The organism is uncultured Bradyrhizobium sp. (assembly GCF_947648125.1).
Taxonomy (GTDB): Bacteria; Pseudomonadota; Alphaproteobacteria; order Rhizobiales; family Xanthobacteraceae; genus Bradyrhizobium.
Map to the genome: position 1 here is coordinate 612,671 of NZ_CANSMR010000001.1, position 16,740 is coordinate 629,410.

At 62.2% G+C, this 16,740-nt stretch carries 8 protein-coding genes; 7 read left to right on the forward strand and 1 reads right to left on the reverse strand.

Features of this window, described 5'->3' with window-relative positions; all coding sequences use genetic code 11:
* Window positions 1-124 precede the first annotated feature (124 nt).
* A complete protein-coding gene (locus Q0030_RS02930; RefSeq protein ID WP_298363092.1) occupies window positions 125-2,224 on the forward strand; it encodes a molybdopterin oxidoreductase family protein in 2,100 nt (699 codons plus the stop codon).
* Window positions 2,225-2,303: 79 nt separating this feature from the next.
* Window positions 2,304-3,083 (forward strand): enoyl-CoA hydratase/isomerase family protein, encoded by a 780-nt coding sequence (locus Q0030_RS02935; RefSeq protein ID WP_298363094.1) that lies wholly within the window; start codon window positions 2,304-2,306, stop codon window positions 3,081-3,083.
* Window positions 3,084-3,133: 50 nt separating this feature from the next.
* Here the strand turns inward: Q0030_RS02935 and Q0030_RS02940 are convergent, their stop codons facing one another.
* Window positions 3,134-4,243 (reverse strand): hypothetical protein, encoded by a 1,110-nt coding sequence (locus Q0030_RS02940; protein WP_298363096.1) that lies wholly within the window; start codon window positions 4,241-4,243, stop codon window positions 3,134-3,136.
* A 1,260-nt stretch (window positions 4,244-5,503) separates the two neighbouring features.
* Here Q0030_RS02940 and Q0030_RS02945 point away from each other — a divergent pair.
* From Q0030_RS02945 to Q0030_RS02965, 5 genes are all read left to right on the forward strand, one after another.
* Window positions 5,504-6,544, forward strand: coding sequence for an IS110 family transposase (locus Q0030_RS02945; RefSeq protein WP_298363097.1), 1,041 nt, complete (start codon window positions 5,504-5,506; stop codon window positions 6,542-6,544).
* Between the two features lie 1,145 nt (window positions 6,545-7,689).
* A complete protein-coding gene (locus Q0030_RS02950; protein ID WP_298363098.1) occupies window positions 7,690-9,807 on the forward strand; it encodes a ParB/RepB/Spo0J family partition protein in 2,118 nt (705 codons plus the stop codon).
* Window positions 9,808-9,986: 179 nt separating this feature from the next.
* A complete protein-coding gene (locus Q0030_RS02955) occupies window positions 9,987-14,309 on the forward strand; it encodes a strawberry notch-like NTP hydrolase domain-containing protein (RefSeq protein ID WP_298363099.1) in 4,323 nt (1,440 codons plus the stop codon).
* Window positions 14,309-15,370, forward strand: coding sequence for a toprim domain-containing protein (locus tag Q0030_RS02960; protein ID WP_298363100.1), 1,062 nt, complete (start codon window positions 14,309-14,311; stop codon window positions 15,368-15,370). Before Q0030_RS02955 ends, Q0030_RS02960 begins: the two co-directional genes overlap by 1 nt.
* Window positions 15,371-15,708: 338 nt before the next feature.
* A complete protein-coding gene (locus tag Q0030_RS02965; protein ID WP_298363101.1) occupies window positions 15,709-16,632 on the forward strand; it encodes a DUF2493 domain-containing protein in 924 nt (307 codons plus the stop codon).
* Window positions 16,633-16,740 lie beyond the last annotated feature (108 nt).

Consider the following 16,740-nt stretch of genomic DNA (forward strand, 5'->3'; position numbering starts at 1 on the left):
CGGACGCAGTGGGCCGGTAGCCGAGCATTTGGGCGTTTGCCGCATGGCTTATGCGCGGTTTTCGCCCGGATTGGGTCAATAATGCCCCTCGGCGGAGCGGATATTTGATGTTACCAATTCGGCCATGAACCAGCATGCCAAGGTCGACATCCGCCATTCCACCTGTCCGCACGACTGCCCCTCGGCATGTGCGCTCGACGTCGAGGTCATCGAGGGACGCTCGATCGGCAGGGTGCGCGGCTCGAAACGACAGACCTATACGGCCGGCGTGATCTGCGCCAAGGTCGCGCGTTACGCCGAGCGGATTCACCATGCCGAACGGCTGATGGTTCCGCTGCGCCGGACCGGCCCGAAGGGCTCCGGCCAGTTCGCGCAGATTTCCTGGGACGAGGCGCTGGACGAGATCGCGGCGCGTTTCGACGCCGCCGAGCGGGAGTTCGGCGCCGAGTCGGTCTGGCCCTATTACTACGCCGGCACCATGGGGCTCGTGATGCGCGACGGCCTCAACCGGCTGTCGCATGTGAAGAAGTATTCGCGCTTCTATGGCACGATCTGCTCGACCATCGCGCGCATCGGCTTCGCCGCGGGGACCGGCAAGATCGCCGGTGTCGATCCGCGCGAGATGGGCGTCTCCGACCTCGTCGTGATCTGGGGCACCAATCCGGTGAACACCCAGGTCAACGTGATGACGCACGCATCGCGCGCGCGCAAGGAGCGCGGCGCGAAGATCGCGGCGGTCGACGTTTACAACAACGAGACCATGAAGCAGGCCGACATCAAGATCCTGCTGCGGCCGGGAACCGATGGCGCCTTCGCCTGCGCCGTGATGCATGTGCTGTTCCGCGAGGGATTTGCCGATCGCGACTATCTCGCGCGCTATACCGATTGCCCCGACGAGCTGGAAGCGCATCTGAAGACTCGCACGCCGGAATGGGCCGCCGCGATCTCGGGCGTGCCGGTCGAGGAGATCGAAGCATTCGCGCGGCTGGTCGGGACGACCCAGCGCTCGTTCTTCCGTCTCGGTTACGGTTTCACCCGCAGCCGCAACGGCGCCGCGCAGATGCACGCCGCGCTGTGCATTCCTGCGGTGACCGGCGCCTGGCAATATGAGGGCGGCGGCGCATTCTTCAACAATGCCGGCATCTGGCGCTTCGACGAGTCGATCATCGAGGGCCACGATGCGATCGATCCCACCACAAGGGTGCTCGACCAGTCGAAGATCGGCCGCATCCTGACCGGCGATGCCGAGGCGCTGAAGGGCGGCGGCCCGGTCAAGGCGATGCTGATCCAGAACACCAATCCGATGACGGTGGCGCCTGAGCAGGCGCTGGTGCGGCAGGGATTTGCGCGCGAGGATCTGTTCGTCGCGGTGCATGAGCAGTTCATGACCGAGACAGCGCAGATGGCCGACATCGTGCTGCCGGCGACGATGTTCATGGAGCACGACGACCTCTATTACGGCGGCGGTCACCAGCACATCTCGGTCGGCCCGAAGCTGATCGATCCGCCCGGCGAGTGCCGCTCCAATCACGAGGTGCTGCAGGGGCTTGGTCGCCGCCTCAATGCGGTGCATCCCGGTTTCGAAATGACGCCGCGCCAGCTGATCGATGCGACGTTGAAGAAGAGCGGGCATGGCGATATCGAAAAGCTGGAGGCCGATATTTGGCGCGACCTGCAGCCGGATTTCCGCACCTCGCATTATCTCGACGGCTTTGCCCATGCCGACAAGAAGTTCCACTTCAAGGTCGATTGGGGCAAGGTCCCGGTCGGCGTCGGCGGGCTGATGGGTGCGTGGGACAAGATGCCCTCGCTGCCCGACCACTGGACCATCATCGAGGAAGCGGACGCGCAGCATCCGTTCCGGCTCGCGACCTCGCCGTCGCGCAGCTTCCTCAACACCAGCTTCAACGAAACGCCGTCGTCGCAGGCCCGCGAGGGCGCGCCGACCGTGATGATCCACCCCGACGATGCGGTCGCGCTGTCGATCGCCGACGGGGAGGCCGTGACGCTCGGCAACACGCGCGGCGAGACCACGCTGACCGCAAAACTGTTCGATGGCGTTCGCCGCGGCGTGCTGATTGCCGAGTCGATCCATCCGAACAAGTCCCACATCGGCGGGCGCGGCATCAACATGCTGACTGGGGCGGAGGCTGTCGCGCCGCTTGGCGGCGCCGCGTTCCACGACAACAAGGTCTGGATCCGGAAGGCGTCCGCCGCGGCTTAAATCCTGCTTGCAGTCGGCGCCGTTCCTGCCGCAAATGTCGGCTGGCAACGGCGCACGGCTAAGAAAACAGGCAGGAAACATGACCGACAACAGCGTTCTTCTCGAGAAGCGCGGGCAGGCGTTCTGGATCACCATCAACCGCCCGGACAAGCGAAACGCGCTCAATGCCGGTGTGATCGCGGGCATCGCCAAGGGCTATCGCGAGGCGCATGACGACAAGGACGTGCGCGTCATCGTGCTGACCGGCGCGGGCGACAAGGCGTTCTGCGCCGGCGCCGATCTGCAGAACAGCGGCGCGGCATTCTCGATGGATTTCTCGCGCCCGAATGTCGACTACGCGGACTTGTTGCGGCTGTCGCAGAACGCAACCAAGCCCGCGATCGCGCGGGTCGGCGGCGTCTGCATGGCCGGCGGCATGGGGCTGTTGTGCATGACCGACATGGCGGTCGCCGCCGATGGCGTGATCTTCGGTCTGCCCGAGGTGAAGGTCGGTGTGTTTCCGATGCAGGTGCTGAGCCTGCTGCAATCGATCGCGCCTGCACGCCTCATCAACGAATGGGCGCTGACCGGCGAGCCGTTCGACGCCAAGACCGCGCAGGCCGCGGGTCTCCTCAACTACGTCGTGCCGGCGGCCGAGCTCGATGCCAAGGTCGATTGGCTGATCGGCCGCATCGTCGACAAGTCGCCGACCGCGATCCGTCGCGGCAAGTACGCGATGCGCGCGATCGCGTCGATGTCGTTCGACGAAAGCATCGCCTACACCGAAAGCCAGATCGCGCTGCTCGCGATGACCGAGGACGCCAAGGAAGGCCTCAAGGCCTTCGGCGAGAAGCGCAAGCCATCATGGACTGGACGTTAGGCCGAAGGCATTGGCTCCTTCAGCTGAGAATTGAGCGCGCGCCCCAAAGATCAGATGTCGGCAGCGTCGATTTTCGAATCGATCGGAGAATGAGCAGCAGGAGTGCCACTTGCCAGAGCCGCCGTTCTGGCTCGTTCCTCGCGGCGCTTTTTGGCGGCGGCAATCAACTGTTTCTGCGTCCGCTTGGCGTAGGTTGGAAGCTGTTGGCTCGAGCGATGACGACCGGCGCTACGTAGTTCAGCATCCGTGAGATCGCTGTCGGCGCCTTCCGTGAACCCACCATGGCGAAACGACGTAAAGGACAGCTCTTTTCGCAGTCCAGCTGCTAAAACTATTTTTTTGACGACGTGCCGAAGGTATCGCAGATCCTTTCGCTCGGTAATCCACGGAACCAGGTTGGACGACTTGCGATGAGCATGATCACGCCGAAAGACCAGGCCTGAGGAGATTCTTTCGTTAAGAGCGTCGAGCTCTGCCATCAACTCAGGAAATAGTGAATCTCCCTTCTCGTCGAACAGCGGCCACCAGGCTTCCTCGCCGTTTTTTGGATGTACAATCCTCACGCTATTGGGCCGTTCTTTCGGCCGATAGTGAGGAATTTCGAAGGCGCCGAATATATGTTCCTCGCGTTGCAACCATTCCCACGCGAGCAATGCAGCGGTTGCGACCGAATGGTATCCCAATCTGCTTGCGGCTCGCCTGAACAACACAAGCTCTTCCCAAGTCGCCGTTGGCGTCTCGCGCACCGTTTGCCCGGGGCCGCGCGACTTTAGACCCATCCGCGCGAACGGGTTGACCGGCGGAACTCTCGCTTCTTGCGCGCGTTGGCCAACGAACCAGGCTCTTCTACAAGCGGTCATGGCCGCATTTGCGAATCGGCGACGCTCACGCTTGACGATCTTTCCGCCCTTGTCCTTATCCTCGACGATGAGCAGGTTTGCATAGATCGCGTCGACATATGCCTTGGTGAAATCAGCGAGTTGCTTTGAGCCTGCGCGGCTACCATCGCTCAATTCATAGTCTGCGAAGAGCGCTAGCCCTTGGCCATATAATCGTTGGGTCTTGAAATCGATCTCGGCCCATTTCTGGTGCGCCTTAAAGATGCTGACCAGCCAATCGAATGTGCCGGGCACTGGGGAAGCTGGGACCATATCGCTCAAACCGTTAGATCGCCAGCTGTCAAAGGCCGGCAGGAGAATGTTCTCGGCTCTGACGACAGCGACTGCGTGATCGCGCCCCAATGGTTCGGCATGGACCGGGCATCCCTCATGGCGCGCCCACGTAGGCGGCTCGAAGTAATATCCGCATTGACCGCTCTTCAATGGCCTTAACCGGCAGTATCGGGGAAGCTTCAATGCTACACAGCTCGAGGTCTTACGAGGGTGGCTAAATCCTCGCCTGCCGGTCCATCTCTATTGATACTGGAACGCGGGCTTGTGAAATGATCGATCGCGGCCTTGGACCAAACCGGTTGCCGAGCCCGTCCGATCCCACGATATGCGACTGGTGGTGGTGCTTCTCCGCGCCTTACGGCTCGCGCAAGTTCACGAGTATCGGTGAAATCCAAGTATGCTGCTGCCATGTCGGCTAGCATGAGGGCGGGCCACGCTCCGATAGGCGGATAGCGAGCCGGAATAGTCGCACGGTGCGTCATGAGCATCACCTACCCGATCAAGCGAACATTCCAATCGGAGCTCGCAAAGCGGGCAAAAAAGCGAATCAATTCTCCAATGTGGTAATCGGCGGCTTTGGCGCGTAAATAGGTCGGTAGACGACAATTCGGTTATCCGCCGATGTCGGCGTCGGCAGACCCGAAGAGCCGATCTAGCTTGATTAACCGATGATCGCGAACTGCGACGCCGCTCCCCTCAACGCTGCGCTCGGTTTACAATGTTAGCCGCTTATCGAGAGGCATATGAATCGCACACATTATGTGCGTCTATTCCGACAACCGTGTTGGATAGTAAGCGCATCGCACGATAGTTAGATGCCTTGGTCGTCGGAATAGCCGGCATCGAGGTGGGTGTGAGTCCGCGCGGCAAGCGGCCGCTGACGTCGCTGTCGTTGTGCACATCGCTGGACGTAACCGTCAGGTCAGGCGGCCCAGCACGCCGTCGTCGGTCGGCTCCCCATTTCATGCGATTTTCGGCTCACACCTCGCGCGGAGTGTCACCTTAGCAGCGGTCTGACGATCTTGGTGCTTCCAATCGCTTCGCGGCCCGGAGAGCTTCGTCTATGAATGGATCCTGAAGTAAGGGCTAGATCTTGCAACATGGATGGCCTCTCACCGGATGCTCGAATTGCGGTCTCTTGCGCGCCGCTCGAGGCGGCCGGGCTCTCGTGTTGGGGTGGACGGCCCCCTTCCGCCGGTGTGCGTGGCAGGATGGGGTCGTCGATGACCTCAAACAAAGGAGCCGTCCGTGGCAATTGTTCGAATCGGTTTGGACACGTCAAAAAGCGTATTTCAGCTACACGGCGTTGACGGGATGGAGCAACCAGTCTTGCGGCGCAAGTTGAGGCGCGGCCAGGTTCTGGAATTCTTCCGTCGTTTGCCGCCAGCGTTTGTCGCGATGGAAGCTTGTGGCGCGTCGCATTATTGGGCGCGGGAGCTACGATCGCTCGGACATGAGGTCGCGATGATCCCGCCACAATATGTCAAGCCGTATGTGCAGCGAGGGAAATCCGACGCTGCGGACGCCGAGGCGATTTGCGAGGCGGCAAGCCGGCCAAAACTGCGCAAGAACTTCGTGCCGGTCAAAAGTCCTGAGCAGCAGGGCGCGCAGATGCTGACGCGCGTGCGGGCTCAGTTCATCAGTAGGCGCACCCAGCTCGCCAATTCGATCCGCGGCTACGCCGCTGAGTTCGGCTTTACCGCGCCCAAGGTGCTTTCGCGGCTTCCGCAATTGCTGATCGATATCAAGGCTGATGCGACAGTCCCGGACCTGGCGATAGAGTTGATAGAGGCGTTGGCTGCAGAACTGGCGCGCGTCGATGATCAGGTCGTTACTCTCGATAAGAAGCTCACGCAAATCCATCGGAGCAACGAGATGAGCCGAAGACTGGCAACCATTCCAGGAATTGGGCCAATCGGCGCGACGCTGCTGTCAATCAAGGTCGTGGATGCCCGCGGGTTCAAATCGGCAAGAAACTTTGCCGCTTGGCTTGGCCTGACGCCAAAAAATCATTCCACGGCCGGCAAGAATCGACTCGGTGTCATCACGCGCGCCGGTGACGGCATGTTGCGAACCGTCTTGGTAGCTGGCGCGACAGCCGTGATCGCGGATGTGCGACGACGCGGGAGCCGCTCTTGGCCCTGGCTGACAAACATCATCGCGCGCAAGCCGCCGAAGCTGGTGGCGATAGCGTTAGCAAACAAGCTGGCGCGAATAGCTTGGAAACTGATGGTCACCGGCGAACGGTACCGGGCTGCGAGCGCGGTGCCGATCCCATCGCCGACATAGACTTTGAACGACAAGCAGAGCTTTGCGTCAGACGGCTAGACCTGACGCTGAGGCCGGAACTTGCAGGAAAGGAAGAGGTGGTACGTTCGGCGCGAGCCGGTCATGTGAGACACTCCGCTCGGTTTACCGGCAGCAAATGCCGCTCTCGTGTTTGGAACTCACTGTCCGCGAAGCCCATCTTGGCCAAGGGTCGTAAGATCCGAAAATAGGCCGGACATATGAGCGCAAGCGATCCGAGCATGCTGACCGATCCAATCCTTGCAAGTCGGGGGCCGTCCACATATGAACCGTGCCGCTTCGCGTCACGGCCTTTGCAGGCTTCGGTCCCTCGCGCTACACAACGCGATCACAATATTCTGAAAAATGGAAAGTTCTGACGCAATGGCCAGCTTATTCGTATCGTAATCCCTTAAGCATGAGGTGAGACGTGACGATAGATCATCAGATGAGGTCTTCAGACCTCGTCGAAATTGCTCGCAGAAGCGGTGATTTTCGCAAGCGCTAAGGCGTTGTACTCGGAGCATTTCTGTATCTCAGCCCGGTATGCTGACGGCTCTGATTGGCGCCATGGCTGCTTGGCTGAAATCCCAAAAAGGGGTGACACCTAGCGTCCGGCTCTTGGAAAGAGAGGAAATGTGTCGCTCGCCGGAGGCTCTCGCGTTAGGGGCCGCCGGCATTCCATGCCGGCGCCGTTATCACTGCCCCGAACGCGGGTGCCTTTTTAACCGGTCTCGCGACTGCAGTCTCCTCGGTGCCCGCGGTCATTTCATGCCCGCGTCGCTATCACTGCCCTTTCGCCGGCTGCGTCTTTGTTGGCTTCGCTTCGCTCCGCTGAGGTCACTTTTGAGGCGATGGAACGACTGCTCGGGCCAAACAATGTGTTGCCTTGTGGACAAGGCGCATCGGCAGGACTCGGCCTGTGGCAGTCTGCTCACCTTTCTCGATGATTGCGGTGTCGAGGCAAGAGGTCCGCTGCAATGGTCCACAAGGCCCAAGCAGTCGTTCGCGCGGGAGAGGGCTTCCTCTCGGGGGCGGTTGGGAGATTGCCCCAAGGGCCAGTGTGAGAGTTAGAGGGCGGAGCCTTGTCGAGCGACGGGTTGGAGGCTGAGAGAGAGGCTTTCGGCCGCCCGTCGTGGAGTATCGACATGACTAAGGCTGTCCAAAAGATCACGCTGTCTCCCTCGCGCGACATCCCTTTCAACAAGCTAGTGCTGAGCCAGTCCAACGTTCGTCGTGTGAAAGCGGGAATTTCCATCGAGCAGCTCGCTGAAAGTATCGCGCAGCGCACGCTTCTGCAGAGCCTCAATGTTCGTTCCGTCTTTGATGCCGAACGAAACGAAACTGGCATGTTCGAAGTGCCGGCAGGTGGCAGGCGCTACCGGGCCCTCGAACTGCTTGTGAAGCAAAAGCGCATGGCCAGGACGCAAGCCGTTCCCTGCATCGTGCGTGACCGGGGAATTGCCGAAGATGACTCGCTCGCAGAGAATGACGAGCGGGTCGGTCTGCACCCCCTCGATCAGTTTCGAGCTTTCCAGACGTTGAGCGACGCCGGGTTGAGCGAGGAAGATATCGCCGCGCGGCATTTCGTGACGCCGGCCATCGTGAAGCAGAGATTGCGCCTGGCGTCGGTGTCGCAGAAGCTGCACGAGCTCTACGCCGACGACCGCATGACCCTCGAACAGCTCATGGCGTTCTCGGTCACCGGCGATCACGCCCGACGGGAGCAAGTTTGGGACAACGTCAGTCGCTCCGGCTGCGACGAGCCCTATCAGATCCGACGCATGCTGACGGAAAGCACCGCCCGCGCATCTGATCGACGCGTGCAATTCGTTGGGCTGGCTGCTTACGAGCAAGCCGGCGGCGGCGTTCTGCGGGACCTGTTTGAGCACGATGACGGCGGCTGGCTTCAGGACATCGCATTGCTCGACCGCCTCGTTACGGAAAAGCTCAAAGTCGAGGCTGAGACCATTGCCGCCGAAGGTTGGAGGTGGATATCGGTGGCCGTCGATTTCCCCTTCAATCACACCAGGGGTCTCAGAAAACTCGACGGCAAACTTGTCGATCTCTCTCCTGAGGAGCAGGCCACCATCGACGCCCTCAACGCCGAGCAGGTCAAGCTTGAATCCGATTACCAGGATGCCGACGAGTTGCCGGACGAGATCGATCAGCGTCTCCGCCAAATCGAGGCGGTGTTGATGGCGTTCGAGGACCGGTCGATGATTTACGATCCGGCCGAGATCGTCCATGCCGGTGTATTTGTCAGCGTCGATTCCGAAGGGCGTCTCCAGGTGGACCGGGGTTATGTCCGTCCGGAGGACGACATGGCCGCAGTCAATCCCGACGTCGCGCAGGGCGCCGATACACCGTCGATCGAGGGGAAGGAGGCAGGTAGCTCCGTCCAGCACACGGTCATCGCGGTCGCTGGTGACGCTGCTGATGCTGAAGAAGATGATGAGGACGCGAGGAAGCCTCTGCCAGATCGGCTTATCACCGAGCTGACGGCGCATCGCACGCTGGCATTGCGAGATGCGCTGGCAGAAAATCCCGCGATCGCGTTCCAGGCAGTGCTGCACAACTTCGTGCTGACGGCCTTTTACCGGTTCTCGTCGTCTGGGAGCTCCCTTGAGATCGGACTTCGCACGCCGACCTTTCCCGCTCAAGCCCCCGGCCTGAGGGAGAGCGCGTCCGCGAAGGCCGTTGAGGCGCGGCACGAGTTCTGGAAAGCACGGTTGCCGAAGGGCGAGAACGATCTTTGGGATGCGCTCACAGCTCTCGACGGTGCCGCTCAGGCGTCCCTGTTCGCTCACTGTGCCTCATTTGCGATCAACGCTCTCTACGAGCCAGCCAACCGCTACAATCAGGGCCGTGTCTCCGCCCACGGCGTCCGAACGCGTCTCGACCAGGCAAATGTGCTGGCGCGCGCGGTCGGGCTCGACATGGTGCAGGCCGGCTGGCGACCTACCGCCGACAACTATCTCGGCCGGGTCACCAAGCCTCGCATTCTGGAGGCGGTGCGGGAAGCACGGGGTGAATCGTCCGCGCAACTGATCGACCACCTGAAGAAAGCTGACATGGCCAAGGAGGCTGAGCGGCTTCTCGACGGCTCGGGTTGGTTACCGGAACCGCTGCGTCTCGTCGATCCCGATGCGGCGCCAGTGGCGCAGGAGGGCGAAGCGGGCCCGCTGCCCGAATTCCTCGCCGACGATGAGGATCGGGAGAACGCGAGCGACGACGACCCGCAACAGCTTGACGCGGCTGAGTGACATGAGCGGGACGGCTCCGGCCGTCCTGCAGTTGCTTGGGGACCGGCGTGCAGCGCCGGTCCCCATTTTTGTGGGCGAGCGCTGAGAGGGAGAGTCGGGCCGGGAAGGGTTTGAGCCGTTGGGTCAAAGGAGAGCGCCTGATGGTTCGACCCGTTCCTGCTCTCCCGAGAAATCCTGCCATGACCGAATCCCTCGCTGGCGGCGCCGCCGCCGCGCCGCTCTCGATGCATGCCGCTGCCACTCTCACCTCTGCCGCCCTCAAGGCCGCCCGACAGATATTGACTGATCTCGAACGCGGACGTCGCATCGATGCCGCCGTCCTGCGTGGCGCCATGGAGGCTGCATTCGGTGCCTCGGACGCAACCGGAGCCTGGAATTGGAAGACCGCCTATGACGTTTGCGAGGCGGCAACCGTTCTCTTCCTGCGCAAGTTTGGTCCGGCCATGCGCGCCAAGGCTGGCTCGACGGCTGCCATGCTGCCAATGCTCGCGAGAATCGCGAGCTGTCTGCCGACCCATACGCGGCGTTCCGAGGACAGTCAGGCGCTCCAGCAATACTCGACGCCGATCCCGCTTGGGCTGACCGCATGCGCCGCGGCCGGCATTACGCCTGCCGACCGCGTTCTGGAGCCATCCGCGGGGACCGGCTTGCTCGCCATCCTTGCCGAGCTCGCCGGTGGCTCTCTGATGTTGAACGAGTTGGCCGATAGCCGAGCGGCGTTGCTAGACCATTTGTTTGCCGACATTGAGGTTACGCGGTTCGACGGCGCGCAGATCGATGATCATCTCGACACGAGGGTAGTACCAAGCGTCGTTCTGATGAACCCGCCGTTCTCCGCGGTAGCGAATGTCGATCGACGGATGGCGGACGCCGCCTTCCGGCACATCGCTTCGGCACTCGCGCGTCTTTGCGACGGTGGACGCCTCGTCGCCATCGCTGGCGCAGGCCTTGCGCCGGATAACCCAGCGTGGCTAGAGGCCTTTATTCGCCTCCAGGAGCGCGGACGGGTCGTGTTTTCTGCCGCGATCGACGGCGCCGTCTACGCCAAGCACGGCACTCAGACGGACACGCGGCTGCTTGTGATCGACAAGCTGCCCGCTGCCGATCTGAAGGCTTTTCCTGCTTCGCAAGGCATGGCCGGCGATGTCGCCACCTTGCTCAATTGGGTAACCCAGCATGTGCCTCCGAGGCTGCCCCTCGCCGCGCCGGTCGTGGCCGACGTCGTCAGGCGGCGTGCAATGTCTCGATCAGCGGGCGCTTCCGCATCACGTCTGTCGTCCACTTCGGAAAGTGCAGCGCCAAATGGCGTCGAACTAACGTACGAGACGGTCGAATGGTCGCCGCCGGAAGGCGCCCGGCTAACCGACGCGCTCTATGAGGAGTACGGATTGCAGTCGATCCGTATTCCCGGATCGTGCGCGCATCCGACCAAGCTCGTGCAATCCGCGGCGATGGCGTCCGTTGCGCCGCCGAAGCCGTCCTACCGTCCGCACCTGCCGTCGACCCTGGTGGCAGATGGAGTTCTGTCGGACGCCCAGATGGAGAGCGTCATTTATGCCGGCGAGGCGCATTCCGAATTTCTGGCGGGCTCCTGGACGGTCGACGCGACGTTTGATGTTGTAACTGCCGCGCGCGACGACGCAGAGAATGCCGTCCGCTTTCGCCGCGGCTGGTTTCTCGGCGATGGTACCGGCGCGGGCAAGGGGCGGCAGGTCGCCGGAATCCTGCTCGACAATTGGCTTAAGGATCGCCGCCGTGCGGTCTGGATCAGCAAATCCGACAAGCTGATCGAAGATGCCCAGCGCGACTGGTCCGCGCTCGCCATGGAGCGACTGCTCGTTACACCTCTGTCCCGGTTTCGCCAGGGCACCCCAATCCGCCTTTCGGAAGGCATCCTTTTTGCCACCTACGCCACGCTACGCACCGACGAGCGTGGCGAAAAGCTTTCGCGTGTACGGCAGATCGTAGAATGGTTGGGCTCCGACTTCGACGGAGTGATCGTCTTCGACGAGAGCCATGCCATGCAGAATGCGGTCGGGGGCAAGGGCGAGCGCGGCGACCAGGCGGCCTCTCAGCAGGGGCGTGCGGGCCTGAGGCTCCAGCACGCCTTGCCCAATGCTCGCGTGGTTTATGTCTCGGCGACTGGCGCCACCACGGTCCACAACCTCGCTTATGCCCAACGCCTCGGCCTTTGGGGCGGTGCCGATTTCCCATTCGCCACACGCGCCGAGTTCGTTGAGGCAATCGAGGAGGGTGGAGTTGCGGCAATGGAGGTGCTGGCGCGCGACCTCAAGGCGCTTGGTCTCTACGCTGCCCGCTCATTGTCCTATGAGGGCGTCGAGTACGAACTCGCTGAACACCAGCTTACGCCGGAACAGGTTCGCGTCTACGACGCTTATGCAGATGCGTTCAGCATCATCCATAACAACCTCGACGCGGCGATGCGGGCCGCCAACATCACCGGCGAAACCGGAACGCTGAACGGGCAGGCAAAATCCGCGGCCCGATCCGCCTTCGAGAGCGCCAAACAGCGCTTCTTCGGCCATCTGCTGACCTCGATGAAGACGCCGTCGCTCATTCGATCGATCGACCGCGATCTCGACGCCGGCCATGCCGCTGTCATCCAGATTGTCTCAACGGGCGAAGCGCTGATGGAGCGCCGGCTCGCCGAGATCCCGACCGAAGACTGGGGCGACGTCCAGGTCGACATCACCCCGCGCGAGTATGTGCTCGACTATCTCGCCCATTCCTTTCCGGTCCAGCTCTACGAGCCCTTTACCGACTCGGAGGGCAACCTCTGCTCTCGGCCTGTTTATCGTGATGGCCAACCGGTTGAGAGCCGGGAAGCCGTAACACGACGCGGCCGCCTCATCGAGAAACTCGCCTCGCTGCCTCCGGTACCCGGGGCGCTGGATCAAATCGTGCAGCGCTTCGGCACCGACATGGTCGCTGAAGTGACTGGCCGCTCGCGCCGAATCATTCGTAAGGGCGACCGGTTGGTGGTCGAAAATCGCGCGGGTTCGGCCAATCTAGCTGAGACATCGGCCTTCATGGACGACATCAAGCGCATCCTCGTGTTCTCCGACGCGGGTGGCACCGGGAGGAGCTACCATGCCGAGTTGTCGGCGCGGAATCGCCGCTTGCGGGTCCACTATCTGCTCGAGCCCGGCTGGAAGGCGGATGCTGCGATCCAGGGGCTCGGCCGGACAAACCGGACCAATCAAGCTCAGCCCCCGCTGTTTCGCCCCATTGCGACCGACGTGAAGGCCGAAAAGCGTTTTCTCAGCACCATCGCCCGACGGCTCGACACCTTGGGAGCCATTACGCGCGGCCAGCGCCAGACCGGAGGACAGGGGCTGTTCCGGCCCGAGGACAACCTCGAAAGTCAGTATGGGCGTGACGCGTTGCGTCAACTCTACATGTTGCTCGTCCGAGGCAAGGTCGACGGTTGCTCGCTTGGGAGGTTCGAGGATGCGACCGGTCTGAAGCTCATGGATGCCAATGGGCTCAGGGATGACCTGCCGCCGATCACGACCTTTCTGAACAGGTTATTGGCGCTCACCATTGACCTACAGAATGTGCTGTTCACCGCCTTCGAGCAGCTCTTGACCGCTCGGATCGAAGGCGCGGTTGCATCCGGCACCTACGAAGTGGGGTTGGAAACCCTCCGTGCCGAGAGCTTTGTCGTCACCGACCGGCGGACGATCTATGACCATCCGGGGACCGGCGCCGAGACCCGGCTGCTCACGGTCGCCCAGCGCCAGCGCAATCATCCGGTGAGTCTGGATGATGCTCTTGCTCGTCTTTCCGATCGTCAGGCCGTCCTGCTGGTCAATGAGCGCTCGGGACGAGCCGCCGTGCAGGTTCCGGCCCCGAGCATCATGCTCGATGACGGCGAGATCGAGCAGCGCGTCCGTCTGATCCGGCCGATGGATCAGCACACGGTCCCCTTGACCACCATGGCCGAAAGTCATTGGGACGAAGCGGATCGTGAACGCTTTGCCTCGACCTGGCTGGCGGAGCTTGCCGAGGTACCCGAGTTCACGGAAAGCACGATCCACGTTGTGGCGGGCTTGCTGTTACCGATCTGGAAGCGGTTGCCGAACGAGTCGACCCGCGTCTATCGGCTCCAAACCGATGCGGGCGAACGCATCATCGGACGCAAGGTCTCTGCTGTCTGGGTCGCAAGCGTCCTTGCGGCGGACGCACCTTCGCTGACGCCGGATGCTGCCTTTGCCGCGCTGATGGAAGGACGGACCGTCCTCGATCTAACGGAGGGGCTCCAGCTTCGTCGAGTTCGGGTGATGGGTGCATATCGCATCGAGCTGTCGGGATTCAACGACACGATGCGCGATCGCCTCCGTGCTTACGGCCTCTTTGGGGAGATCATCTCCTGGAAGCTGCGCATGTTCGTACCCACGGACGCGAGCGGCATTGAAGTCCTGTCGAGGGTGCTCGACACCTATCCTGTTACGGGCGTCAGTGAGCGGGAGGCCGCGTGATGTCCGGCGATGTCTCCGAGCTGGCACGCCGCCTCGCGCGCGAGGCCGAGGCGGTGTGCCGACACTATCTCCCCAATGGTAAGCGGGCGGGGCGGTACTGGGTGGTTGGCGACGTCCACAATACTCCGGGCCGCTCGTTATTTGTGCGGCTCCAGGAATCGTCGAAGGGCCCCGCCGGCAAATGGACCGACGCCGCGACCGGGGGGCATGGCGATCTCCTCGACATCATCCGCGAAAGCCTTTCCCTGCGAGACTTCCGCGAGGTCGCCGAGGAGGCGAGGCGCTTTCTGAAGCTGCCTCGTTCTGAGGAGCAATCACTCCCGAGACCCGTTCGTCCAGTCGTGCCGGCCGGATCGCAAGAAGCCGCCCGTCGACTCTTTGCGATATCCGGTCCGATCGAAGGGACGTTGGTGGAAACGTATTTGCAACGTCGTGGAATAAGCCAAATCCACCATGGTGGTAGCCTGCGCTTCCACCCACGTTGCTACTACCGACCGGACGAGCATTTGCCGACTGAAACCTGGCCGGCGATGATAGGCTCTGTCACGGACCTCGAGGGACGGATCACCGGCGTGCATCGCACCTGGCTAGATCCACACGGCTTTGATCGCGTGCGGCTCGGCAAGGCCCCGATCGACACGCCACGACGGGCCATGGGCGACCTGCTTGGTAACGCCGTTCGCTTCGGCGTGGTGGACGACGTGCTCGCTGCGGGCGAGGGGATCGAGACCATGCTGTCGCTGCGTTGTGTACTGCCGACCTTGCCCATGACCGCTGCTCTCTCGGCCAATCACCTCTCAGCCATGTTGCTGCCGTCTGGCCTACGCCGACTCTATATCGCCCGTGACGCAGATGCCGCCGGAGATGCCGTACAGGCTATTCTCACCCAGCGCGCAGAAGCCGCCGGCATTGAAGCGATCGCATTGTCGCCCCGGCTGGGCGACTTCAACGAAGATCTGCACATCTTCGGCCTTGAGGCCCTACGAGCAGCGTTGCTACTTCAACTCGTACCGGAGGACGTCGTCCGTTTCCTGCATTCGTCGATGGCAACCGCGGAATAGCCCCGGCAATTCGATGGGCGTCGACAGGTCGGTCGCGGTGCCGCCACTGCCGGAAGAGGACGCGACCACGGCCTTCTAGAGGGCGATCGGACGGCAAGCGGCTCGGGCCGGCAATGGCTGCATCCGGCTATTTTCCGCCGCGCGCCGGCGACGAGAAGTCACATTAGCCATCTGGCGAGCGCGCTTTGCATCGCGAAGCAAAATAGCCGGCCTCCGCCATCCTCCGCTGAGCTTCGGCCCTCCGCTCTGCTCCGGGTTCTGGCCCGTTCCGCTTGCCGTCTGAGTGATCGCCACGAAGGCCGCGATGGTCGCGGCCGATCCGGCAAAGGATCGCCTCCATGACCGACCACGATGACATCGAACCGCCGCACGCCGCATCTGCGACCGAACACGTTCTTACCGAATTGCAGCTCTTCGGTTACCGCCCCTTCGACGACCAGCCCGATCCACGGCCGCTTCCCGAGGGCAGGATCATTACCGGTGCCGTCGCTGACATCTTCGATGCCTTGGTCGCCACGTTGAGCGACACGCGGCTCGAGCCGGACCTCGACGATCTGCTCTGGTCGACTGTCAACCTGTTCCATCGTGCCGTCGACCGCATCGGTCGCCAACTCGACGACAACGAACAGGCGCAACAGAAGAGTCAGCGCGAGCAGGACGGTTCCGAAATTCGATCCGTCGAACTCGAACGCATCACGGCGGAAGGCATCACGTTGATTGAGCGCCGCAACTGCCTGGAGCTCTTCCGTGATCAGGCCATAGAGCGCTTCGAGACTCACACCGGCTCATTCTGGCGCCCCCGATCGGGATCGTTGGTAAACCACCGTACGCTAACCGCGGCCATGATCGACTCCCGCGACTTCATCGCAGCCAAGCGTCGGGCCGAGACGGAAGTCATGTTGCCACCGGGACCAAAGATCGCACTCACCGGTGGGCTCGACTTCAACGACCATCACCTCATCTGGGACCGCCTCGACAAGGTTCATGGCAAGCATCCAGACATGGTGCTGCTCCACGGCGGCTCCCCGAAAGGAGCCGAACTGATCGCCTCCAAATGGGCGATCAACCGCAAAGTGCCTCAGATCGGCTTCAAGCCCGACTGGACGAAGCACGCCAAGGCGGCACCGTTCAAGCGCAATGACGCCATGCTCGAACTTCTTCCGATCGGAGTCATGCATTTCCCAGGCACGGGAATTCAGGACAACCTCGCTGACAAGGCGAAGCGCCTCGGTATTCCCGTTTGGAGGTTCGGCGGCGCGTGAGCGCCGTCTTCTCGCCTCCAACCATCAAAGCGGGGTGCGCCGCAACTCCGCCTCGTTTCGATCTTATGTCCAGGTTGCGCCGTGGTGGTGGTGGAAGGCGCGACTCTC